Genomic DNA, 22,561 nt, shown 5'->3' on the forward strand with positions numbered 1-22,561 from the left:
GCGCCATTGAGCCCTGTCCTCGTGACGAGCCTTGTTCTTGTTATTGCCGGAAAACATCCTCATGCCGATCCGCATCGATAGCCGCAGCGCCGACTTTGCCTCGCGCTTCAAGGCGTTTCTCGCGACCAAGCGGGAAGTTTCGGCCGATATCGAAGCCGCGACCCGTGCCATCGTCGAGGACGTCAAGGCGCGCGGCGACGCGGCGCTGATCGAAGCGACGCGCAGGTTCGATCGGCTTTCCGTCGATGCCAACGGCCTGCGCTTTACCGCCGCCGAGATCGACGCCGCCGTGGATGCTTGCGACGCGGCGACGCTCGATGCGCTGAAGCTGGCGCGCGATCGCATTGAAATCTTTCACCGCCGTCAACTGCCGAAGGACGATCGCTTCACCGACGCGCTCGGCGTCGAACTCGGCTCGCGCTGGACCGCGATCGAGGCGGTCGGCCTTTATGTGCCAGGTGGCTCTGCGGCCTATCCGTCGTCAGTGCTGATGAACGCAGTGCCGGCCATGGTCGCTGGCGTCGCCCGTGTTGTCATGGTGGTGCCGTCGCCGGACGGCAGGATCAATCCGCTGGTGCTGGCGGCGGCGCGGCTCGGCGGCGTTTCCGAAATCTATCGCGTCGGCGGCGCGCAGGCCGTCGCTGCTCTCGCCTACGGCACCGCGACCATCGCGCCGGTGGCCAAGATCGTGGGGCCCGGCAACGCCTATGTCGCTGCCGCCAAGCGCCAGGTATTCGGCAAGGTGGGCATCGACATGATCGCAGGCCCTTCGGAAGTGCTCGTCATCGCCGACGATACCGGCAATGCAAACTGGATCGCAGCCGATCTGCTCGCGCAAGCCGAGCACGATGCCAGCGCTCAATCGATCCTGATCACCGATAGCGCGACACTCGCCGCCAACGTCGAGCGCGCGGTCGAAGCGCAACTCGCGACGCTGCCGCGGGCGGAGATCGCGCGGGCGTCATGGAACGATTTCGGCGCCGTCATTCTCGTGGAGAACCTCGATCAGGCCGTAACGCTCGCGGACGCCATCGCCGCCGAGCATCTGGAGATCATGACGTCAGATCCCGAAGGCCTTGCCGCGCGGATCCGCAATGCCGGCGCGATCTTCATCGGACCGCATACGCCGGAGGCGATCGGCGATTACGTCGGCGGATCCAATCACGTGCTGCCGACGGCGCGCTCGGCGCGCTTTTCGTCGGGCCTCAGCGTGCTTGACTTCCTCAAGCGGACGTCGATCCTGAAATGCGGACCAGATCAGTTGCGGGCGCTGGGGCCGGCGGCGATGACGCTTGGCAAGGCCGAAGGCCTCGACGCTCATGCCCGTTCGGTCGGAGTGCGCCTCAACTAGTGTGGTGGTTCAGAAGTTCGCTTCATTTTCTGTGAGCGCTTCAGGTGAACTTCTGAACCTAAACCACACTAGAATTATGTATTTGCTAGTGCCCTTTCGAATCTGAAGATCGCCCACCACGCCGGGTCTTCCAGGCGAATGTCAAATTCAAAGCTCCACCAGCATTCATATTGCAAACTAATGGTTTTTTAATTCCAACATTCGCAGGGGAGCTGCGCTGAAATGGGATGCGAATGTTGGGATTGGACCAGTAGGCAATGAGCAAGGCCCCATCAAAGGAAGATTCCCGGAATCGCATCGTGGCGGTCACGCTCGATGAGGAGTCGATCGGGCGTTCCGGGCCGGATATCGAACACGAACGGGCGGTCGCAATCTACGATCTCGTGGAAGAGAATCTGTTTGCGCCGGAAGGCGCGGCAGGCGGTCCATTCACATTGCATATCGCGATCACCGGCAACCGTCTGATGTTCGACATCCGGCGCGAAGACGGCGCGCCCGTGGTGACGCACCTGTTGTCGTTGACGCCGTTCCGGCGGATCGTGAAAGATTACTTCATGATCTGCGACAGCTACTATCAGGCGATACGCACCGCGACGCCCGACAGGATCGAGGCTCTCGACATGGGTCGCCGTGGCGTCCACGATGAAGGATCGCGCACGCTGCAGGAGCGGCTGGACGGCAAGGTCCGCGTCGACTTCGAGACCGCGCGGCGGCTGTTCACGTTGATCTCCGTCCTGCACTGGAAGGGTTAGCGATGGTTCTGAACAGGGAGCACCGGCTGTCGTCGCGCGTCATGCGAAACGGTTGCGCGGAAGGCGCGCGCGAAACGAAAGCGGCCTGAGCGCATGGACGCGCCGTCGCGCGTGCACAAGCCGCAGTCGGTTCTGTTCGCCTGCGAACTCAACAGCGTGCGCTCGCCGATGGCAGCGAGCCTGCTGCACCACATGTTTCCGCGAACCCTGTATGTGAGATCCGCCGGCGTTCGGACCGGCGAACTCGATCCGTTCGCCGTCGCCGTGATGGCCGAACTCGGTCAGGACATTTCCAGACATCGGCCGATGACGTTCGAGCAACTCGAGGACTGGGAAGGCCTCAACTTCGATCTCATCATCACGCTGTCGCCGGAGGCCCACCACAAGGCCCTGGAATTGACCCGCACGATCGCCGCCGACGTCGAGTACTGGCCGACGCCGGATCCGACCGTGATCGAGGGCAGCCGCGAGCAGCGCATGCAGGCCTATCGCGATGTCTGCGACGGATTGCTGCTGCGCATCCGCAAACGCTTCGCGCGCGGCGGCGCGGGCCTTTAGGAGCGTTTCCGAGCGAAACGGAAACCGGTTCGCTTGAAGAAAACGCGTCAGATCAAAATCACGAAGCCTCGCTTTTGATTCCATCAGAAGGAAATGCCCTGGCGGCCAGCGATCGCGCTTCGCAGTTCGGCAACGGCGAAGATCGCGCGGCGTGATACGCGCGCCAACCATTTACTTCAGTTCCAATCGCCGGAACTGAAGGCGTTTGGAATTAGAATAGTTCGATATGCAAGCTGCACATTTCGGATCTGTATCGAGCAAAGCGAATGCGCTTCGCATCAAGAATACGCGTGGAATCAAACTCATACGAGTTTGCGGCCCGCATGGGTGGCGCGAGTCTCGCTTTGCAGGAAACTCCTGTGTCGCAGGCACAAATGCAACACGGCGATCTGAACGACTTTGTTTGTAGGTGTTCTAATTGCTCACGCGCGGAAAAAACTGCTGTTGGAAAAAAGCGAACAGGCGCTGGCCGATCGGCTCAATGGGGCGACGACAATGTTGAGAATGAATGCAAAGAGTCTTTGCCTTGCGACCGTCAGCGTCGTCGCATTGTCGATTGGTGGACCCGGTGCCGGACATGCGCAGTCCGAACTGCCGACGGTGACCGTGGTCGCGCCGCAGCCGAAGCCCGCGCGCCGGGCGAAACCCGCTCGTTCCACGGCGCGCTCGTCACAGCAGAGTCGCCGGGCCACGGCGGCGCCCGCGCAGCGTCAGGTCGTTGTACCGCAAGCCAATGCCGGCGCCGGGGTCGAACGCGGTACCGGACCGGTCACCGGATATCTGGCTCACCAGAGCATCAGCAGTTCCAAGACCGATACCCCGCTTTTGGAAACGCCGCAGTCGGTGTCCGTTGTCACCCGCGACCAGATGGTAGCGCAGGGCGCGCAGGATCTGCCGCAGGCTCTCGGATACACGCCGGGCGTCACCGTGCCGAGCTTCGGCCCCAACCAGTTCTTCGACGCCTTCAAGGTGCGCGGCTTCGATGCGCCACGTTATCTCGACGGCCTGCGGTTGCCATCCGACATCACCACCTTCGCCGCACCGAAAATCGAGCCCTACGGTCTCGAGCGGCTGGAGGTGCTGAAGGGCCCCTCGTCGGGGCTTTACGGCGCCAGCGATCCGGGCGGCATCATCAACATGATCAGCAAGCGGCCGCAGGCGATCCCGCACTACAGTGTCGAGGGCAACTTCGGTTCCAACGACCGCTATCAGGGTGCGTTTGATATCGGCGGACCGGCGGATCCGGCCGGCGAGTGGCTTTATCGCCTGGTTGGATTGTACCGGCAGAGCGACACCGAGGTCAATTTCGTTCACGACAACAAGGTCTTCATCGCGCCGAGCCTGACCTGGCGGCCCAATGCCGACACCAGCTTCACGATCCTGTCGCACTATCAGAAGATCGACAACAAAGGTTATCAGCAGTATGTGCCGGGGAATGTGGCTCTATCGGGTAATCCGCTGGGCCGGATCAATCGCAGCACCTATCTCGGCGAGCCGGGAGCCGACCACTACACGCTGGAGCAGAAGGCGGTCGGTTATGCGTTCGAGCACCGCTTCGACAACAGCGTCCAGTTCCGCCAGAATTTCCGTTACACAGAAGCGACTCAGGATCTGCAATCGATCCGTCCCGAGGGCATGATCGGCAACAATCTCGTGCTGCGCTCCTACGACTATGTCCGCGCCGGGACGCAGAACCTCACCCTCGACAATCAGTTGCAGGCCGATTTCCGCACCGGGCCGCTGGTTCACAAGGTGCTGGGCGGCTTCGACTACACGCATATGAAGGCGAATTCGGAATTCCGCATCACTTACGCCTTCCCGCCCATCGATGCCTTCAATCCGGTCTATGGCGCGCCGATCCCGAGCTGGGATTCGCTGCCGCCGTTCATCAAGCGCGACGATCACCAGACCCAGGCCGGCTTCTATCTCCAGGACCAGATCAAGCTGGATCGATGGAGGTTGACGCTCTCGGGGCGGCAGGATGTCGTCAACACCGCCTTCACCAGCACCGCCTTTTATCCGCCGGCGGGCAATTATTCGCGCAGCGATTCCGCGCAGACCGGCCGCGTCGGCCTCAACTATCTGTTCGACAGCGGCGTGTCGCCCTACGTCACCTATTCGACCTCGTTCACGCCCAATCTCGGCTCCAACCGCTTCGGCGATACCTTCAAGCCGACCACCGGCGATAACGCCGAGATCGGAATCAAGTACCAGCCGCTCGGCTCCAACCTGATGCTGACCGCCGCCTATTTCGACACCCGGCAGAACAACGTGCTATCGCCGGATCCGGTCAACGGTTTCTTCAATATCCAGACCGACGCGGTGCGTGTGCGCGGCTTCGAGTTCGAGGCGAAGGGCAACATCACCCGCGAGTTCGAGATCGTCGGCGGCTACAGCCATCTCGAGCCAAAGGTGACCGCCAGCGTCGCCGGCAATATCGGCAAGGACATGATCAACGTCGCGCGAGATCAGGCGTCGCTGTGGGGCAAATATACCTGGTATGACGGGCCGCTGGCGGGTCTCGGCGTCGGCGCGGGCGTGCGTTATGTCGGTGATACCTTCGGCGACTATGCCAACAGGCTCATTGTTCCTTCCTATACGCTGGCCGATGCCGTCATCAGCTACGATTTCGGTTATATGCGGCCCGATTTGAGAGGGCTTTCAGCCCAGATCAACGCGCGGAACCTGACCGACCGCTACTATGTCCAGTCGTGCTTCACGGGCCTGCCCTATTGCGCGCTCGGCACAGGGCGTACCATTCTGGGGACCTTGAAATTTAGCTGGGGTGCTGATCCCGCTCCGCCCTTGATCACGAAGTGAGCAGAGAGGTGAGTTGAGGAATGACGACAAGCGCCTTGCGCAAATGGAGCTGGGTTCACAAGTGGTCCAGCATCATCTGCACCTTGTTCATGCTGATGCTGTGCATCACCGGTCTGCCGCTGATCTTCCACGATGAGATCGACGCGCTGCTGCATGACCAGGTCTCGGCGGCCGTCGTCCCTGAGGGCACCCCGCCGGCGAATCTCGATCGCGTCGTGGCGAGCGCGGTGGCGGCCATGCCGGGGCAGGTGCCGCATTTCCTGATCTGGGATCGCGACGATCCGAACGCGATGATGGTGAGCGTCGGCAAGACTATCGACGCCAATCCGGCCAACAACCGCATCGTCCGTGTCGATGCTCATACCGGCGCCTATCTCGACGCGCCCGACGTCACCGGGCGCTTCACATACATCATGCTCAAGCTGCACACCGACATGTTCGCCGACCTGCCGGGAAAGCTGTTTCTCGGCCTGATGGGCATCCTGTTCTGTGTCGCGATCGTTTCGGGCGTGGTGGTGTATGCGCCGTCGATGCGCAAGCAGAAGTTCGGCGTCTATCGCGCCGAGCGCCCGCGCGTCGTGCGCTGGCTCGACCTGCATAACCTCGCCGGCATCCTGCTGGTGATGTGGACCCTGATCGTGGGATTCACCGGCGTCATCAACACCTGGGCCGACCTCGTGCTGAAGATGTGGCAATATGGCCAGCTCGCCGAGATGACGGCGCAATATCGCGACCGCACGTTGCCCGCCCATCCGACATCAGTACAGGAGGCGGCGGAGGTGGCGGCCAGGGCCACCCCCGGCATGCTGCCGTCGTTTATCGCGTTTCCCGGCACGATCTTTTCGAGCAAGAGCCACTACGCCGTGTTCATGCGCGGCGACACGCCGGTGACGTCGCGGCTGCTCAAGCCGGCGCTGATCGATGCCGAAACCGGCAAGCTCACCGACAGTCGCAACATGCCGTGGTACGTCACGACACTGTTCGTCTCGCAGCCGCTGCATTTCGGTGACTATGGCGGGATGCCGCTGAAGATCATCTGGGCGCTGCTCGACATCATGACCATCATCGTGCTCGGAACGGGCGTCTATCTCTGGCTGCGGCGCCGCAAGCCCGGCGAAAGCGCCGCGCGCGAGGCGGTGGACGCCGCGACCGCGGTCAACCGCCCTATGCTGTCGTCATGAGGCCGGCGCGCGCCGGTCGGCAGACCGTCCGTCAGATTTTCGCGTGGCCAGCCGTCATCGCTGTCCTGAGCACAGTCGGATTGCTCTCGGCGCTGCTCGGCGATGGCATCTGGGACGGTGTGTCGTGGATCGTGCTGGCGATTCCCGTCGTGCTGTATTGCGGGTTTGTCCGGCGCGGCGCCTAGCCGATTTTCCGCAAGTTCCTTTCGCGCCGGCCGATCGCCGGTTGTCGAACCGGATGCGTTCCGATAGGTTCCGCGCGCATCGACCCTCGCCCCGACACCATGAAGCCCGCATGTCAGGCCGCATCAAACTCGTTCTCGCCTCCGGCTCGCCGCGGCGGCTCAGCCTGCTCAATCAGGCAGGCATCGAGCCCGACGCGCTGCGCCCCGTCGATATCGATGAGACGCCGACGCGGGGCGAACTGCCGCGCGCCTGCGCCAACCGCCTCGCCCGCGCCAAGGCCGATGCGGCATTGAGAGCGGTGCAACTCGACGACGAGTTGCGAGGTTCGTTCATTCTGGCCGCCGACACCGTTGTCGCGGTGGGCCGCCGTATCCTGCCCAAGGCCGATCTGGCGGACGAGGCGTCGCAGTGCCTGCGATTGCTTTCCGGGCGCAATCACCGTGTCTACACCGCGATCTGCCTCGTGACACCGAAGGAAAATTTTCGCCAGCGCCTGATTGAGACCCGGGTGCGCTTCAAGCGGCTGTCCGAGGATGACATCCAGGCCTACATCGGCTCCGGCGAATGGCGCGGCAAGGCGGGCGGTTACGCGATCCAGGGCATTGCGGGTTCGTTCGTGGTCAAGCTGGTAGGCTCGTACACCAATGTGGTCGGCCTGCCGCTTTACGAATCGGTCTCGCTGCTCGGCGGTGAGGGATTTCCGATCCGCTCCGGCTGGTTGAATGCCGGTTAAAAAAGCCGAGGCGCGTCCGAAAAAGCGCTGCCCGATCTGCGGCAAGCCCGGCGTCGCGGCGTCATTTCCGTTTTGTTCGGAGCGTTGCCGCGATGTCGATCTCAATCGATGGCTGTCGGGCGGCTACGCTATCCCCGGCGGCAAGACCGCCGAAGAAGATGCGGAATAGTCCGGTCGCCTTTGGGACGGCGATTGATTATGCAGTCAATGGTTTGAAAAATCACCGGCGTGGGTTCGAACCCGCGATGGGTGGACAGGGCCATCGGGCCTGACTATAAACCGGCGCGTCCCAGCCGAAGCTGGGCGGCGCCCAGGTAGCTCAGTTGGTAGAGCATGCGACTGAAAATCGCAGTGTCGGTGGTTCGATCCCGCCCCTGGGCACCATTACCTGATAAGCGCAGCGCATCTTGTTCGGCACGTTTGGATCGTCGAAAAGACACGCTTTCTCTTGCAGACGAATACGACTGGTCCGACGTGAACTGAGTTCCTGAGGATGACACTGGATGCTCGATGAACTCTGGCGCGTTCCGTCGGGCAATGATTTTATCACCTGAGAGGAACGCCGCGGCGCCCATCGTTGCAAGTCACGCCGGGCGTTTTGCCCGCCCACTTGCGCCGTCGGCAGATGCCACAGCGACCAGCCGGCGGCAGGGGATCAGAACTGAATCATCCGGTGCTCTCGATTGGGTTCGTACAGAAATATATAATATCTTCATATATTTATGGAAAATTCCCGCTTCGTAACGCCGCTCTCTTGCAAAAACCGGCATGCCCCGTCATGAGAAGGCGCCCGGAGAGATGGCCGAGTGGCTTAAGGCGCACGCTTGGAAAGCGTGTGTGCGGGAAACCGTACCGTGGGTTCGAATCCCACTCTCTCCGCCAGATTATATTCCTGCCAAGTCCGTAGCCTTCCATAAAATCTAATAATAACAACGCTTTTATCACCATTTCCGTCTTGTCTAATCCGTAAGGTTCCGGCTTAATCCGCGAATGATTTGTACGCACATACGTGCGTAGAGACCGGGAGGAAGGCTTGGGACGGGTTTCCAATCGACTTTCGACCTTGATGCTGAAAAAGCAGCTGAAGCCCGGCCTCTACGCCGACGGCAACGGCCTTTATTTGCAGGTCAGCCGGCAGGAAACGAAAGCATGGGTCTTGCGCTTCATGCGCGCCGGCGTTCCCCGCAAGATGGGGTTGGGTCCGGTCAGTATTCTCGCCAATGATGGAAAGGTCTCGCTTGCCCAAGCCAGGCAAAGGGCGGCAGAGGCCCGCAGTCTGTTGATTGACGGTATCGACCCGATCGAGGCGCGGAAGTTTCGGCGCATTCAGGCGGCGCTGGAGGCCGCGAAAACGACAACGTTCCGGAAATGCGCCGAGCAATACATTGAGGACAACAAGGCAGCCTGGAGGAACGAAAAACACGCTGCGCAGTGGACATCGACGCTGGCGGCTTGTGTGTATCCCGAGCTCGGCGGCCTGCCGGTCGGCGGCATTGACACCGAGCTCGTACTGAAGGTTCTTCGGCCAATCTGGCGTGAGAAGCCGGAAACCGCGAGTCGCGTCCGCGGCCGCATCGAGACAATTCTAGATTGGGCAAAAGCTCACGGGTATCGAGACGGCGAAAATCCCGCGCGGTGGCGTGGTCACCTTGAGAACGTATTGCCGGCGAAAAGCAAGATCGCTGCCGTCGCCCATCACAAGGCGATGCCTTACGGTGATGTTCCCGCCTTCGTGACATTACTGCGGGCCAAGCAAGAGATCAGTTCCCGTGCACTCGAATTCACGGTCTTGACTGCGGCACGGACCGGCGAATCGATTGGGGCGAGATCCTCGGAATTCGATCTTGACGCAAAGACATGGACCGTGCCCGCCGAGCGGATGAAGGCCGGCCGTGAGCACCGCGTCCCACTGTCCGATCGCGCAGCCGAGATCGTCGAGCCGTTGATCAAAACTGGAAGGGAATTTGTCTTCGAAGGAGCGAAGCCCGGCCGCCCGCTGAGCAACATGGCCATGCTCGAAATGCTGCGAGGCATGAGGGGTGATGGTCTCACGGTGCACGGCTTTCGATCATCGTTCTTCGACTGGGGGCATGACCTGACCGGTCACCCCAAAGAGCTTCTCGACATCGCGCTTGCGCACACGGTCGCGGACAAGGTCGAGGCTGCTTACAGGCGATCCGACATGTTCGAAAAGCGCCGGCGGCTGATGGCCGACTGGGCAAGCTATTGCCGGGGTGAGAGCGCCGCAACGTCTCAGGCGGCCAATGAGCTTTGATTTTGAGGATTGGAAAAAACGCATTGCGCGCGCGAAAGCGTCTGGTGAGCTAGTGACGGACATTGATTTTGCGCGGTGGTTGAAACTCAGCGACGCGCTGCAGCGTGCAAAAGATACGCTGGGCGATTGGACCCTCGCCGGCCGCGCCATTGCCTTCAACCTCGAGACGTCACGCCTTCGCGCGATCTGTGAAGATTTCGAAGGTTGGGGCGCGGAAGAGGAGCTTGCCATTAGTTTCAAATGGGGGGTTGTCGACCCGACCTTCTGGTTAGGATCCTTGATAGACTGGGGAAGCGATCATGCATCCGTCGGCCGCGATGGGACTTGCTTCAGAATATCCGGCATCATGGTTCACAAGGATGATCTTGACGCAATACTGCGTCCCAAAAAGGGCGATTCGTCCGATGCGACTTCGCATACACCGCCAGCGGCGCTAGCATCGGGAGTTGCCATAACGAAAGCAGCAACTCAACTAGCATCGATCGATTTGACAGATTCGGGCTTGCAGGAAGCAATTTGCCGCGAGCTGAACATCAAAAGTATCCCGCGGAGCCAGTGGCGCGAGATCAAAGCTGCATTGAAGAAAAATCCCGACGTTGCTCCCCGATTGCGATCACGCGGCGAAAATGCCCGCGTTATCAGAGGAAAGAATATCTGCCGCTGATATACGCCGTTAACATCGGCCGGTTTTTTTGATCGGCGCATTTGGCGCATTATCGCTATTCCGCGCATGATCATCATCATCCGCCTCGAACCACTTACGTTCGAAACGGAGGATTGTAATGCTTCAGAAAATTTTGCGGCGACCCGACGTTGAAAAGTGCACCGGCCTCAAGCGTAGCTCAATCTATGCAGGCGTTGCAGACGGCACCTTCCCAAAGCCCGTACCGTTGGGGCCGAAAGCCGTAGGCTGGCTCGAAACAGACATCGTCGATTGGCAGAAGGCTCGCATTGCCGAGCGCGATGCGTCCAGCGCGGCTTAAAAAGCCATAGCGCGGACGGCGGAGGATCCTGCCATGCGTCAACGCATTCGCGATGGGATGCTCGCCGCCTTGGGTGCTGCGCCGCCGGCCACTCGGCAGCGGCTTTCTGAAGAAATACCACGCGCTGACGGGGATGATCTTGGCTGAGATCATTCTCATTCCAAAGCAGCTCCGGATGGAATGGACGGATGTCCTGGCGCTCGACGCCGGGATTTCGCACGCGGCATTCCGTGTCGCATGCGTGATTGGCAGTCACTTCAATAGCACGACTGGCGAGACCTTTGTCACTCAGGACACGGTTGCGCGAGTGATGGGCGTGAGCTCCAGAACCGTCTGGAGTGCGATCAGAGAACTAGAGGAATGCGGTTACATCATCGTGCGTCGGCGAGAATTGGGCGTCAGAGTATCGGACGGTCGCCGCGTAAACGGCGGTAAGGGCGCCGCCAATGTTTATCTTCCGGCGTTCGAAAGGTCGCAAGTAGCTGCGACCTCTCGCGGCTTAAAGCTCGCAACCCATTGCGACCTTGTCTGGTCTCAAAGGTCGCAAGTGGCTGCGACCTCTAACGGCTCAAAGGTCGCAATGGATTGCGAGCTTAGCGGGTCTCAAAGGTCGCAAAATCCTGCATCAAAGGTCGCAATGGGTTGCGACCCTACTCTTAAGACTAACTCTAAGAACGCGCGCGCGAGCGCCTTAGCCCTCCGATTGGGGTCGCCCGCGCAGTTGCTCCACAAGAGGCTTGGCAGTGAGAAGTTTGAGAGCTGGTTTGCCAAGGTCGAGCTTGTCGTTCCTGGGCCACCAGTCGCGACGCTCCGAGCTCCAAGTAGGTTTATCCGGGATTATATCGTTCAGCATTTCGACGAGATGGTCCTTAGCTGTTGGAAAGCCACCAGCCCCACCATTGAACGCGTCGAAATTATTTACGGCACCGTAGCCGAAGGCGGTGCGTCGTGAATACCGCCGCGGCACGGTGGACAGCGCTCGCGCGAATCGTTGCCGCTCACCGAAGCGGGACGCCGGTCCATCCTGACGACGCGGATTTTTTGGTCCATGGGCTGGATGGGCTGCTCGCTGGCGTCGATGATCCTTTTGGGCTGCGGCTGAAACCGGGGGAACGAAGCGCCGCAACGCGGTCAGCCTATGATCAGCGCGACGACCTGGTGCGCGACGCCGCGCAAAAATTCTATCCGGATGCGTCGCAGGCCGCCGCCGCCCGTGAGCTGCACAAGGTTTTGAAGCGCTACGCTGCCGCCGGATGGATTCGAGAGCGAGCGCTTCCCGATTGTCCAGCCCCAGCGGGAACGTTGCGCGCAATGCTGTGGGCGATCCTGCGCGCCCGCGCTGATGTCCCCAGCGCTCGGCGCCTCCGCGCGCTGTTGGCCACGAGCTCCCGCTATTCGTGGCCAACCGACTCGGCTGAAGTCGATTCGAACACGCCACGGAGATGGACATGACGACAGTTGCGAAGATCATGGAACTTGCTGGCATCCCCTCGGATGCGCAGTTTGTCACTGCAGCCCAGATGGATCGCGCGGTGGCCATTGCCAAGGAACGAGGCGAAGCGGCAGGTATTGCTCGCGCTGCTGCCCCCGCGGTGGTGCAACAGAGGTCGAGAGCTATCTCGATTTCGTCCGCCGGCTCGGATGATCTTAACGCCGCTGTCGATCAGTTGCTCGCCGAAAAGGGCATCGAACCGACGACGCGTTCGGACGGTCTAGATGCTGCGATCGATTATTTATCGAAATGCCGCTCGGCGCGGCGTGGTTAACTTCATGTCGGGCGACTGTTGCCGCAGCACCCGACGTGACCAGCGCGGCAGACCGGTTACCAGACAGACCGGTTCATCGCGCCGGGGCGCGTGGCGACGCACTGTGCGAGCACATAGAGCGTTGACCGCGCGCGCCCCACATTTGCAGCCCTCTTCGAGGAGGGCGAGACATCGATCTCCGCCGCCCGCGCGGGTCCTTCCCGTGTCGCTTTGCTCCGCGGCCGAAATCGGCCCGAGGGTCCGCCAATTGGCGGACCCCAAAAACTGACCGAACACCCCGAACACCCCGAACACCGAACCGAACATAGGGGTGCCCACCGGTGGGCACCCCCCGCACGATGGGGAGCTTTTGATGTTTGAATTCGATACGCAGCTATTGCACCGCCTGCCGCCCGCCGCGTTCGTGAAATTGAGCTCGTTGCTCGATGCATACGAGCGGCAGGCCTCCATCACGCGAGCCGCGCAACAGGAGTCCAGTTATCTTCGCCAGCAGATCGCCAAGTTCACTGCCCGCGGCGGCGATCTCAGCCCGGTCGACCAGGTCAAAAATCTCCGATCGGAGCTGGATACGATCCTAATCAAAAAAGATCGCGAATTAGGTCATACAACGCAGCACCAAGAGCTACTGAAAGGCATCCGCGATTGGCTCGCGGCAATACCGGAGAGCATCCAGCTACGTGATCACGTCGCCAAGGATGCCGGGGTTTCGAAGTCCTCGCCTGGCGCTATCGAAAAGCGCCGCCGCCGCATTCGCGAGCTCCTCGCCGACATCGGACGCGTCGACGCAGCGCCGATCAGCACCAAGGCCGCGAAACAACAAGCCCGCGAGGAAGTCAAAAAGCTCGCCGAACGCGGCCGGCCGGCGGTGCACAAGCTGCTCGAAGACCGCGGAGGCATTGGCTGGCCGCAGCGGAAAATCGGATTTGCCGGCATGATTGATCTTTTCGAGACCGACAGCTTGGCCGTTATGGCCTTTGCCCTGGAGGAATCTCTCATTGCGGCCGTCGAGCGAGAGATCGACGAGGTTGGCGGCGCCGCTGACAGCTTGACCGATGACGAACGTTTCAATCGCTTCGACAAGCTGTTCGACAAACTGCTCGCCGCCGAGCGCGAGGAAGAAGCGTTGATCGCCGCCGCCGATTTTGACGTGCAGCGCCGTTCTGATGCCGATCCGCGGGCCGTTCTCGGCATTTCGAGCGATGCGCCCTTGCCGAACCGCAATCTGACGCATCAGGCCCTTTTTACGGCGACGTTATCGGCCCGCTGACAGTCGCGTAAACCCAAGGAGAACTCACGCCATGCTCAAAACTCTCAAACTAGGGTCACCCATCATCCAAAGCGATGTCGTCAAATATTTCCAATCGGAAATGATGTCCAACACCGAAGAGATGTTGGCCGCTGGCGTCGACGCCGACAATGTTGTTGACGTCGGAACGGTGCTCGGCCGCATCACCATCGGGACGCTTGATGCGACCTTCGCGGCGCGCGCAGGCAACACCGGCGACTTGGCGAATACCTTTGGCACTCCAAAGGTCGATGCCGGGGCGAAACCTGGCATTTACACTATCACCTTCACCGACGTGACAAAATTCCGGGTCGAAGATCCAGATGGTATCGAAATTGGCGAGGGCACGACGGGCGTTGCGTTCACGAACAAGCTGAACTTCACGCTTGTTGCCGTCGATACGCCGGCGGTGGTCGGCGATGCGGCTGACATCACCGTAACCGCCGAGGCCGGCAGCAACAAAGTGGTACCCCTCAATCTCGCCGCGACCGATGGCAGTCAGAACGCTTACGGAGTTTCGCAAAGCCGCGCGCGCGCCGCCGTCAATGGGATTGACCAGAGAATTCTTGTGTTGCGCCGGCTGGGCGTTGTCGTCGCTGACAAGCTGATCTGGCCGGACGGCATGATCGCCGCCGAGAAAACGATTGCGTTGCGCCAGCTGGATCAGCAGCTGATCGTCGCGCGAGAAGACTGACAACAAACTCCCAAAGGAAAAATTGCAATGACAATCAAAGTCCAGCTGCTCGAGCCGATCAAGGGTTTTGAAGGCGTCCAAATCAGCGAGCTAGTTCTGCGCGCGCCCAAGTACATGGACGTGATGACGCTTGGCGAGCCGACGACCTACGCACGAAGTGAGGGCGGTATGATCTATCAGGCCGAAAAGGATGGGGTCATACAGTCGTATATTGAACGGCTAGTAGTGGAGCCAAAGCACACCGACCTATTGAACCAGTTGTCACTCGCGGACACGCTCAAGCTTAAGGATACGATCAACGGTTTTTTCGGGGCCGCGCGCGAGGCGATTTATCCCTCATAGCGCGCCGACTCGTGTTCGATCTGCGCGTCGTTACTGCCGATGCTTGCGCGCAGCTCACTTTTGATGAGCTCGAATTTTGGTTCGAGATGTCGGTACAGAGGCAAAAGTAGATGGGGAAAATTATAGAGGCGACAGCTGTAATTTCGGCCCAGGATAAAACTGGCGCCGTATTCGACAACATCGCCAAGAAGTTCGAGGGCATCGCGAAAGCGGGCAAAGCCTTCGAGGGCATTAAGCCCCCTGTGCTTGGCAAAATGGGTTGGGGCACCAATTTTCAGAAGGAAATCGACGCGCTCAAAGTTTCCTCGAAAGAACTCGCGGAAATTCAACGAAACTGGGCCTCGTTCAATTCCGCGATGTCACGCAATGGACCGGTCCGCGCCGCCCAGTATTTCGGTGCTGTTGATCAATGGAAGAAGAACACGCTTTCGAACCTGCGCGAGGTCCGCCTCGCTATGGACGAGACCGAGAAGTACCACCAGAAGTTTTTCGCGGGGGCGGGTCGCTTCGCGCTGCATGTGGCAGGTATCGGCGGCGCGGCCTATATGGTGGGCAGTGCGGCCCGCGCTGGCGTCAAGGCGTCAGCCGAACGAGCTCGTGAGCTCGCCAAGGTATGACCTCGGCGGCCTTAGCGAGGAGGAAAAGGCGCAAGCGGCCCTCAAGGCCGACGAGATTTCCGCTAAATATCCTTCCATCGGCCGCACTGAGGTGCTCGGCCATATCCGTCAGCTACGGTCGCGGCTCGGCGACTTCCATCACGCGATCGAGAACGTCGAAACCCTGACCAAGGCGCAGGTCGTACTCGGCACGCTGGGACATGGGGAAAATGCGTCGGAGGATCTTGAGAAGTTGGTGCTTGGCCTTGAGAGCCAGGGCATCGGTTCGCAGCCGGAGAAATTCAAGACCTATCTGAACGCGTTCACGCGCGCGAAGTCGCTGTTTCCTGACCTTCGCGGCGAGGATTTCCGACAGTATATGCAACGCGCCAATGTCTCGAAATATGGTCTCAGCGAGGACTATCTGACCAGCGTTGTTCCGACCATGATGCAGCACGAAGGTGCCAGCAATTTCGGCGTTATGCAGGCGTCGGCATTCTCGGCGCTGGTTGGCCATCGCCAGACCAAGGCTGCGAAGGCGGCGATGCGCAGGTTTGGCCTGGTGGACGGGAACGATCGTCTCTTGAACGAAAGCGATTTCATCAAGTCGCCGTTCAAATGGGCGGAGGCGAACATCGTGCCGGCGCTGCAGAAGCACGGCATCGCTACGGATGAGGAACATCGCGGCGAAGTCGTCAAAGCGATGACGGAGATGTTTTCGAACCGAAAGGTGGGAGAGTTCTTTGCCTCCATGATCGTCAATCGGGCGATCATCGAAAAGGACAGCGTGCTGCTCCCTCGCGCCAAGGGCACCGAGGCGGCCGAGCAGGTTCGCCGCGAGGATCCTTTTGCCGCCTGGGCCGGTGTCACGACGCAGCTCAAAGACGTGGCGACAGCATTCATCGGCGTTAAACCCATCATCGATGCCATGAACGCCGCATCGAACTCGCTCGGCAATATAGCGAAGACCATTGAGACCGGACACGTTCCTGAAAACACCAACCTCGGCCGGATCATCCATGCCAACAGCCGCACCCCGGCCGAATGGTCCGAAATCCGCCGCCGCGACAATATGAAGGCGCAGACTGGCGAGATCGACAATAAGCTGGCGCATTTTCCGCTCGATGAGCCCACAAAACGGCGTCTGCGGCTTCGTCGCTTCGATCTCCAGATGGGTATCGATCAATCCGAAAATCAGGCGACAATGCCGCCACTCTTTTCGCCTGAAGAGCTGGACCGCTGGCAGGAGATGGATCGCGAGCACCGCCGCGGGGTCGCGCTGTCGTCGATGCCGGCGCCGATGCGAGGCGGAAAATCCCGCATTCCGCTACCGATGGAAGATCCGCGAGGAAGGCTCCCACAGATGCCACCAGTGCAGCCGCTCGACGCGGCGCCGACCAGGGTGGATGTCACGGGCACGGTCGAAGGTCAGCTCATTGGTAAGATCGTGATCGAGGACGGCACAGGGCTGCTCAAGATCAGAAACGACCTCGATCGCGTCATCAAGCTGGTCGGCTCGATGTTCACGGGAGGCGGCAACGGTCCCGGCTCGGCCGGGCATTCGTCGCCCGATGCCGCGGCGGCATCGTCGGGAATCGCATACGGTCCGTGACTGGGAAAGCTCGCGCGGGAAGGGCGCGGGGCTGCTAATGTACCTTTCCGAAATCGGCGTTACCGCTTGTGTCTCTCTTGGCTTTATGTAGTTTCGCGGTGGTACCGAACGGCAGCCTGACCTCACCATTTTTCCAGGCTAGTCCATCGCCTAGAACTCTTTTAGTGCCGACAAGCGTTTTGAGCAGGGCAGGATCCGCCGTCGCGGTTGGCTGCATTGCGTCTACTGAGTAAGCAACGTAGCAATCGACCGTTTCAAAGGATTGGATTTGCAGTAGTCGCGAAGCTGCAAGCACGGATAGGAACATTCCTTCGAGTTGTTCCATCGCCTTTGCAAAGGCCGATTGCGTAAGCTTGCTCTTCAGTTCAACAAGATGAAGGTGCGCCTTGTCATCCTTGAATGTTACAAACGAGCCGTCAGCGCACTTCTTTTTTGAGAGCGCCCAAATCAATGGTGGTTGGTTGTGCGCTTTAAGAACGATAGCAGGAGATCCCAAAGAGAATGATGCCGTTCCTTTTCCTGTCGGGGATTTCTCTGTAACTTCGACCCTTGCGTGGGCTTCCCAAACATAAGCGTTGTTGAAATGTCCGAGGCATTCGCGACATCCAGAAAGCATCATTCTTCCTCATTAAAATCAATAGTCTCCCGCGTCAAAGAGATCAGTGTTTCGTTTAGGCTTGGGACAACGAATCCCTCCCCAGTTTTATTTAATTCTGTGATTTCAGTCCCATTTGTTGTTTGGATAAATTCGTATGCTCTTGCTTTGCTCGGGTCGATGACATCGCTTTCATCATAACCATATTGCGTTAGCAGGTTCTGGCGATCTGGGTGCCCGTGTAATCGCATCAGATTGTTGATCTGTTGAACGAAAGTGTCGCTGTGCGTTGTAATTGTAAATTTGGCTCCAGCGTTTAATAGTCGAGCGATAGCTCGGGCCATTTGTCGTTGGGCAGAAAGATGCAAATGCGCCTCCGGCTCCTCGAATATGAAGTGACCACCCGGATTATATTTTATGAGATGAATAAAGGGAGCCATCTCGGTGATCATCGACGAGGTCGCGTGAAGTGGGACTCTCCGGGAAGAGTGCGCCGGGACATAACTGAAGGAAGGGACTTCCTCTTCGCTAACATCAAGCGTCCCATTTAGCACCGTATCTTCAAGCCACGAGGCAACCGGTGCCTTAGGTCTCGACGCGAATGCGCCGGCGCGAACAAATGTGCTGACGAAGTCCGCGATAGGGAGTGGCAATACTGTTTCACGCTCAGAGTCGAAATCGAGACGCTCCGCGATTAGCGAGCGTATTGTCAACATAAGGCCGGTTCGAGCGGCAGGAATATAGACAGGAGTACGGTAGCTTGGCCAGTCGCGGCCGAATAAGGCAAGTGCCGCGCACTCAGAGAGCACGCGATGTATGTAAAGATTACGAGGGAAATTTTTGCTGGATGGAAAGCGGAACTGTCGAACAGTATTCCCGTCGGACGAAAACTTTACGTTTACGTAGCGCTGCCGCTCGCTAGGCTTTGCATCTACCCCGCCGGGGGAGGTGCGGCTTATGGATATTTCGAACGGTTCGAATTCATTGGATAGCTTGAGTTGAATGCTGCTTTCTTCGAACCCTTCGTAAGAAAACAGACGTCCGAGAAGCTCGGCAAATCTCTCATGATAAAGCGACTGCAGATACTCAATGCACTGAGACGCCTGTTCCGGCCCGACGGAATATTTGGCGACGGCCTCCTGGCCCTCTTTTTCAAAGCGACTGATGAGCAGGTCGAGCCATTTGACGCCGGTGTTTTTCGTATCCGTGAAGGGTGCGATCTCTGGTCTGGCAAGTAGCCAGATCAAAGAAGCTAGATAGCTTTTGCCAGTATTATTTTGGCCAACAAGAATCGTGAGCGGTGCAGCCGTGAAATCAGCTTCCGCAATTCTTCCGAGATTCTTAACCTTGAACGAAAGCACAATCCCTACCGGTCACTTGGGGACAATGGCGTAGCATGCCATGCGACCATTGAAAAACGATGAAACCCGCCCAATGGTTCACTTGGGCAAATACCCGTTTTCCCTGAGGAAATCGGCAAAAATCATCTCAAAAAGGGACGTTCGCGGGGTCGCTCGGGTCCAAATATTCGCAAATTTCGAAGTTTGTTAGTAGGGGGAAATTCCGCCAATTGGCGGAATTTCAAATTCGCTCCCGATTTTATTCCCTCAATTGAGGGAATATCCGTGCAGCTCCTAAATGAGCCGTCGCAATCCCTAGGTGCTGCCATGCCAAGGAAGAAAGCAAAATCCTCGGCCACTTCGGCCTCTGAGGCCCGCGCGTGGCGTGATCCCGACGACGCTCCGGAGATCACGAACGCCATGCTCGACCGCGCCACCATCGTGAAGGACGGCAAAGTGATCCAGCGCGGTCGCCCGCCGTTCGGCGACAACTCCAAATAACCAGCGATAATCCGGAACGCGCGAAAGCGGCCCGCGAGGGGCTTGGCTTTTGCCTGCAAATCAGGGAATCTGTCCGTGGGCTTGGAAACCCGGACCTAGAACGGCACGCGACCCTTGGCGGGGTAACGTCCGAAGCGCGTTGAGCCTTGGCGGGCTCTCTTAGCGCTATGGCAGCACCTTGGCGGGTGCGCCGACCTGGCCAATATGGCCGGGAGCGGTGCGCCATGTCCAGAGCCTTCGGGCTTAAAAGTGCATCGGCCTGTCTCTAGGCAGGTTTCCAACTCCCGGCTGCCGGTCTGTCACCTGCATCGGCCTTGGAAAGCCAGAACCTAGAGAGCCTTCATCATGACTCTTGCTCGACCAACGTCTCCGCCACGCGCGGATCAAGATTATTCGTGTCTTGAATCACCTTCTCCGCCTTTAGATGCGCCTTCGGCAACACCGCCTAAGTTGCCGGCGCCCTCGACCGAGGGCGCCCTTAACCATGCGCGCCGGTCCGCGCAGACCAATGCGCTGCTCTCCGACACAACGAGCCCGCGCGGCCGTCCGGCCGAACCGAATTCAACCGTATCTCGGAGAAGATTCATGACCATTGCTTCCGTCGCGACGGCTTCGGCTGTTATCGCATCGCCGTCGATCGCGGCAACCAACGATTTTTGCTCATGGCCCGATCTGGCCGCGCGCTTCGAGCGCTATCACGCGCGCTGGTGCCGTCGCCGCGAGCTGGATGAGATTGAGACAGAAGAGGACCATGAGGACATCGACACGGAGTGGGACGAAATCATTGCCGAGCAAGGCGCCCTGGCTCGTTTGATTCTAGACAAGCGACCGGAAACGATGGCTGACGTGGTCCTTCAAGCGAGAGCTACTGCGGCAACAAACAACGAGCTGTGGACTGATGCGTTCTCGATCAAACACGCCGATTCGGGGCAAATCGCCTTTCGGCGATTGGTCGATCGGCTTTGCGAATTCGTCGGTGTGGAAGTCTTTCCCGATGCAACGACCGCGCCGATCGCGGTGGAATCGCCGACCCATCCCGATCACGCTCTGATCGAGCTCGGCAATGCGTTCGACGTGGCAGTTATAGAAGACGATGCTCGATGGGAGATCGTTTATAAGATCAACGATAAGTTCGATTGGAAGCGCCACCTGAAAATCATGCGCCTCGAAGATAATCCTGTCGATCGAGGGATCGCGCGGCTTCTTGGCATATCGGCTCCATGCGACTTTATTTCGCCGGGTTGGATTCCGAAGCTTGAAGAACTCGGTCCCAGCTGTCACGCGGACCTCAAAAAACGTATTCGTCAGATCAGCCGCGAACAGGTAACGCTTGGCCTTTGGCGTCAGCAGTCTGGCCGCATAGAGGCCGAAGAGTTTGCTACGGCCAGCGCCGGCGTCGCTCATGATCTCGCCAAGCGAATTGTCGCGATGCCCGCGTCGACGATTGATGGCCTTCGATTCAAGGCCAAGGTTTTCAAATGGTGCCGTCGAAGTGAAGCCGACGAAGAGCCCTCCGGGACAGATGAAGTGGCTATCTTTTCGATGGTGGAAGACTTAGTTGGCGAGGCTTGAACCAACCCCGAGGCGGCCGTGTCGAGCGGCCGCCTTCCTTTGTGAATTGTTGCGGCGAGAGTTTGTGCGCAAATTTGTACGCAGCAACTTTCATATTTTGAAATACAAAAACAGATCAGATGCTTAGTCTAGAAATTTTTTCCCACTCTCTCCGCCATTTATAGCGCCTAACCGATTGTTTTTCTGCAGACTTTTGAATGATGGGTTGGAGCCAGCGCTACTTTGCGCGTGTTGACATGCTGTAGGGCGCCAGACGGTTGACGCGGCGCAGTATCGCGCCCGGCAGTCGAAACCTCGTTGTGGGGTGCCCGCGTTTTGCTGTGCCGTATCATGCGGCGATCATCGCCGCTCAAAGCGCCGCCGTCAGCAAACGAAGCACAATGCGATACAGAACGTTAAATCCAAGGTCGCGTAACGCCTATAGTTGAGAGGCTGTCATCGCTACCATGAAATATAGATTGATCATGAAAAATACGGCGACGAAAAATCGAGCGCCTTTGAAATAGAAGATGCCAATCAACCCGAGGATCAGAAAGACAATCCAATTTATCTCCAGGAAGCGGAGACTCCAAACAGATGGATTTGGTTTGAAGGTGAATGGATCGGAGCTGCCAGCCAAAACGGTTAAAATCCAAAGCGCCGGGAAAATCAGAAGCACGAAGTTTTCGCCTGTCGCCCTGTATAGTTCGCAACATTAAAAACAGAGCTACAAAAGGGCGCGTATGACACTGATCTCGCTGGGAACGATCGTCACTAGTGTCATGCTGTCAGCCATCGGTCAGGTCTGCTTCAAGCTCGGTCTGAATTCTTTGAACCGTTCTGATGCGTCGTCGGATCCCCTGCAAACAATCCCACTTGCGCTGCTGACGCCGGGCGTAATAGTGGGATTGGGGTGTTACGGCGTCGGCACCTTGCTCTGGCTGAGCGCTCTGAGCAGGATCGAACTGTCGCAGGCTTACCCTTTCGTAGGCCTCGGCTTCGCGTTCACGACGTTCTTTGGGTGGTGGCTCTTCAGCGACCAACTAACGATCCAACGGATCGCCGGAATTGTCGTTATTCTGATCGGCATCATGCTGGTGGCCCGAACCTGATCGGCCGACGCGCCATGGCACGCTCGACCAGAATCATTGCATGCGCGGCGGCAGGATCGGTCGGCAGATCGATGCCAAAGCTGGATGGAATCACATTCGCCGCCAAGCTCAGATGACCAAACTCAAATGACAAAGTCTCAGCCCACGCTGGTCAGACGTCATTCGCGAGCGTGGCTGATCGTAGCGCTGTCTTCGCTGCCCGCCATCGTGGCCGGGCATGCGCTTGTCCATATATCGCCTCGGAATCCGTGCCTCCCCAATCCGATGGGCAAATCTTAGGCATCATCGATGGCGGCTTCGCTGGCTTCTCAATCCTATAGCCTCTCAA

Annotated in this window: 23 protein-coding genes and 2 tRNA genes; 23 read left to right on the top strand and 2 right to left on the bottom strand. The window is 59.0% G+C overall.

Annotation, left to right across the window (positions count from 1 at the left end; all coding sequences use genetic code 11):
- Positions 1-61: 61 nt before the first annotated feature.
- The 20 genes from hisD to ACS3WB_RS11260 all read left to right on the top strand — a co-directional run bounded on the left by hisD (position 62) and on the right by ACS3WB_RS11260 (position 17,134).
- On the top strand, positions 62-1,351 hold the full coding sequence (gene hisD / locus ACS3WB_RS11165) for a histidinol dehydrogenase (protein ID WP_438275632.1): 1,290 nt from the start codon (positions 62-64) through the stop codon (positions 1,349-1,351).
- 257 nt (positions 1,352-1,608) lie between these two features.
- A complete protein-coding gene (locus ACS3WB_RS11170; RefSeq protein WP_438275633.1) occupies positions 1,609-2,103 on the top strand; it encodes a UPF0262 family protein in 495 nt (164 codons plus the stop codon).
- Positions 2,104-2,196: 93 nt separating this feature from the next.
- Positions 2,197-2,661 carry a low molecular weight phosphatase family protein gene (locus tag ACS3WB_RS11175; RefSeq protein WP_438275634.1) on the top strand — a complete coding sequence of 155 codons (465 nt, stop codon included), beginning with the start codon at positions 2,197-2,199 and terminating at the stop codon, positions 2,659-2,661.
- Between the two features lie 504 nt (positions 2,662-3,165).
- Positions 3,166-5,481 carry a TonB-dependent siderophore receptor gene (locus tag ACS3WB_RS11180; RefSeq protein ID WP_438275635.1) on the top strand — a complete coding sequence of 772 codons (2,316 nt, stop codon included), beginning with the start codon at positions 3,166-3,168 and terminating at the stop codon, positions 5,479-5,481.
- A 20-nt stretch (positions 5,482-5,501) separates the two neighbouring features.
- Positions 5,502-6,662 (top strand): PepSY-associated TM helix domain-containing protein, encoded by a 1,161-nt coding sequence (locus tag ACS3WB_RS11185; RefSeq protein ID WP_438275636.1) that lies wholly within the window; start codon positions 5,502-5,504, stop codon positions 6,660-6,662.
- A complete protein-coding gene (locus ACS3WB_RS11190) occupies positions 6,659-6,847 on the top strand; it encodes a hypothetical protein (protein WP_438275637.1) in 189 nt (62 codons plus the stop codon). Before ACS3WB_RS11185 ends, ACS3WB_RS11190 begins: the two co-directional genes overlap by 4 nt.
- A gap of 110 nt (positions 6,848-6,957) precedes the next feature.
- Positions 6,958-7,581: a Maf-like protein gene (locus ACS3WB_RS11195; protein ID WP_438275638.1), complete on the top strand. Its 624-nt coding sequence runs from the start codon at positions 6,958-6,960 to the stop codon at positions 7,579-7,581.
- Positions 7,571-7,750: a DNA gyrase inhibitor YacG gene (gene yacG, locus ACS3WB_RS11200; protein ID WP_438275639.1), complete on the top strand. Its 180-nt coding sequence runs from the start codon at positions 7,571-7,573 to the stop codon at positions 7,748-7,750. The genes ACS3WB_RS11195 and yacG overlap by 11 nt, the downstream gene beginning before the upstream one ends.
- Before the next feature lie 139 nt (positions 7,751-7,889).
- Positions 7,890-7,965, top strand: a tRNA-Phe gene (locus tag ACS3WB_RS11205).
- A 408-nt stretch (positions 7,966-8,373) separates the two neighbouring features.
- Positions 8,374-8,463, top strand: a tRNA-Ser gene (locus tag ACS3WB_RS11210).
- A gap of 184 nt (positions 8,464-8,647) precedes the next feature.
- Entirely contained in the window at positions 8,648-9,856 is a 1,209-nt protein-coding gene (locus ACS3WB_RS11215; protein ID WP_438275640.1) for a tyrosine-type recombinase/integrase, read from the top strand.
- Complete coding sequence (locus tag ACS3WB_RS11220) at positions 9,846-10,520, top strand: hypothetical protein (protein WP_438275641.1); 675 nt, start codon at positions 9,846-9,848, stop codon at positions 10,518-10,520. Before ACS3WB_RS11215 ends, ACS3WB_RS11220 begins: the two co-directional genes overlap by 11 nt.
- Positions 10,521-10,638: 118 nt before the next feature.
- Positions 10,639-10,839 (top strand): helix-turn-helix transcriptional regulator, encoded by a 201-nt coding sequence (locus ACS3WB_RS11225; protein ID WP_438275642.1) that lies wholly within the window; start codon positions 10,639-10,641, stop codon positions 10,837-10,839.
- A 139-nt stretch (positions 10,840-10,978) separates the two neighbouring features.
- A complete protein-coding gene (locus tag ACS3WB_RS11230) occupies positions 10,979-11,791 on the top strand; it encodes a helix-turn-helix domain-containing protein (RefSeq protein ID WP_438275695.1) in 813 nt (270 codons plus the stop codon).
- A gap of 490 nt (positions 11,792-12,281) precedes the next feature.
- Entirely contained in the window at positions 12,282-12,605 is a 324-nt protein-coding gene (locus ACS3WB_RS11235) for a hypothetical protein (protein WP_438275643.1), read from the top strand.
- Between the two features lie 352 nt (positions 12,606-12,957).
- Positions 12,958-13,872 carry a hypothetical protein gene (locus tag ACS3WB_RS11240; RefSeq protein ID WP_438275644.1) on the top strand — a complete coding sequence of 305 codons (915 nt, stop codon included), beginning with the start codon at positions 12,958-12,960 and terminating at the stop codon, positions 13,870-13,872.
- A 31-nt stretch (positions 13,873-13,903) separates the two neighbouring features.
- Positions 13,904-14,584: a head decoration protein gene (locus ACS3WB_RS11245; RefSeq protein WP_438275645.1), complete on the top strand. Its 681-nt coding sequence runs from the start codon at positions 13,904-13,906 to the stop codon at positions 14,582-14,584.
- A 27-nt stretch (positions 14,585-14,611) separates the two neighbouring features.
- Positions 14,612-14,926 (top strand): hypothetical protein, encoded by a 315-nt coding sequence (locus tag ACS3WB_RS11250; RefSeq protein WP_438275646.1) that lies wholly within the window; start codon positions 14,612-14,614, stop codon positions 14,924-14,926.
- A 110-nt stretch (positions 14,927-15,036) separates the two neighbouring features.
- Positions 15,037-15,543, top strand: coding sequence for a hypothetical protein (locus ACS3WB_RS11255; protein ID WP_438275647.1), 507 nt, complete (start codon positions 15,037-15,039; stop codon positions 15,541-15,543).
- Positions 15,524-17,134, top strand: a complete 1,611-nt coding sequence (locus tag ACS3WB_RS11260; RefSeq protein WP_438275648.1) for a hypothetical protein — start codon at positions 15,524-15,526, stop codon at positions 17,132-17,134. Before ACS3WB_RS11255 ends, ACS3WB_RS11260 begins: the two co-directional genes overlap by 20 nt.
- Before the next feature lie 34 nt (positions 17,135-17,168).
- On the opposite strand, the gene ACS3WB_RS11265 is transcribed toward ACS3WB_RS11260, so the two are convergent.
- Together ACS3WB_RS11265 and ACS3WB_RS11270 are read right to left on the bottom strand one after the other, a co-directional pair.
- Positions 17,169-17,753 carry a hypothetical protein gene (locus tag ACS3WB_RS11265; protein ID WP_438275649.1) on the bottom strand — a complete coding sequence of 195 codons (585 nt, stop codon included), beginning with the start codon at positions 17,751-17,753 and terminating at the stop codon, positions 17,169-17,171.
- A complete protein-coding gene (locus ACS3WB_RS11270; RefSeq protein WP_438275650.1) occupies positions 17,750-19,090 on the bottom strand; it encodes an AAA family ATPase in 1,341 nt (446 codons plus the stop codon). The genes ACS3WB_RS11265 and ACS3WB_RS11270 overlap by 4 nt, the downstream gene beginning before the upstream one ends.
- Before the next feature lie 306 nt (positions 19,091-19,396).
- Between ACS3WB_RS11270 and ACS3WB_RS11275 the strand changes: the two genes are divergently transcribed.
- The 3 genes from ACS3WB_RS11275 (at position 19,397) to ACS3WB_RS11285 (ending at position 22,233) form a co-directional block, all read left to right on the top strand.
- Positions 19,397-19,570: a hypothetical protein gene (locus ACS3WB_RS11275; protein ID WP_438275651.1), complete on the top strand. Its 174-nt coding sequence runs from the start codon at positions 19,397-19,399 to the stop codon at positions 19,568-19,570.
- Between the two features lie 585 nt (positions 19,571-20,155).
- Complete coding sequence (locus tag ACS3WB_RS11280) at positions 20,156-21,142, top strand: hypothetical protein (RefSeq protein WP_438275652.1); 987 nt, start codon at positions 20,156-20,158, stop codon at positions 21,140-21,142.
- A 722-nt stretch (positions 21,143-21,864) separates the two neighbouring features.
- Positions 21,865-22,233: a DMT family transporter gene (locus ACS3WB_RS11285; RefSeq protein ID WP_438275653.1), complete on the top strand. Its 369-nt coding sequence runs from the start codon at positions 21,865-21,867 to the stop codon at positions 22,231-22,233.
- Positions 22,234-22,561: the final 328 nt, after the last annotated feature.

Origin of the sequence: Nitrobacter sp., from assembly GCF_051535215.1 — a bacterium.
Classification (GTDB): domain Bacteria; phylum Pseudomonadota; class Alphaproteobacteria; order Rhizobiales; family Xanthobacteraceae; genus Nitrobacter.